Origin of the sequence: Paenibacillus sp. 11B (genome assembly GCF_030487755.1) — a bacterium.
GTDB lineage: Bacteria > Bacillota > Bacilli > Paenibacillales > Paenibacillaceae > Paenibacillus > Paenibacillus vandeheii.
Genome location: NZ_JAUKNS010000025.1, coordinates 1 through 446, shown reverse-complemented (window position 1 = coordinate 446; position 446 = coordinate 1). Strand labels below are relative to the sequence as shown.

Below are 446 nucleotides of genomic sequence, written 5' to 3'. Positions count from 1 at the left end.
CTCTTTCATCCTACATAGAAAACAGATTTTGCGTGTTGACGTTGTACGATGGATTGCATTTGCACTGCAGATGCATTAATATTCCCTGATAGCTCAGTTGGTAGAGCACTCGACTGTTAATCGAGTTGTCACAGGTTCGAGCCCTGTTCGGGGAGCCATTAAGGCCCGTTGGTCAAGGGGTTAAGACACCTCCCTTTCACGGAGGTAACAGGGGTTCGAATCCCCTACGGGTCATAGCTTTATTTTTTAGCTTAAAAAAGGGATGAGAATCCCAAAGGTTCGTCGGAGGATAAACTTAGTTAGCAACTGCTTCGTAGTCTCGAACGAAGTGAGAGTATCCCCTACGGGTCATAAATATGGAGGCTTAGCTCAGCTGGGAGAGCATCTGCCTTACAAGCAGAGGGTCGGGGGTTCGAACCCCTCAGCCTCCACCATATAGTTTTCTA

Annotated in this window: 3 tRNA genes; all 3 read left to right on the top strand. The window is 47.5% G+C overall.

Annotation, left to right across the window (positions count from 1 at the left end):
* Window positions 1–82 precede the first annotated feature (82 nt).
* The 3 genes from Q0V21_RS32750 (at window position 83) to Q0V21_RS32740 (ending at window position 434) form a co-directional block, all read left to right on the top strand.
* Window positions 83–158, top strand: a tRNA-Asn gene (locus tag Q0V21_RS32750).
* Between the two features lie 4 nt (window positions 159–162).
* Window positions 163–234: transfer RNA gene (locus tag Q0V21_RS32745), tRNA-Glu, on the top strand.
* Window positions 235–358: 124 nt separating this feature from the next.
* A tRNA-Val gene (locus tag Q0V21_RS32740) sits at window positions 359–434 on the top strand.
* Window positions 435–446 lie beyond the last annotated feature (12 nt).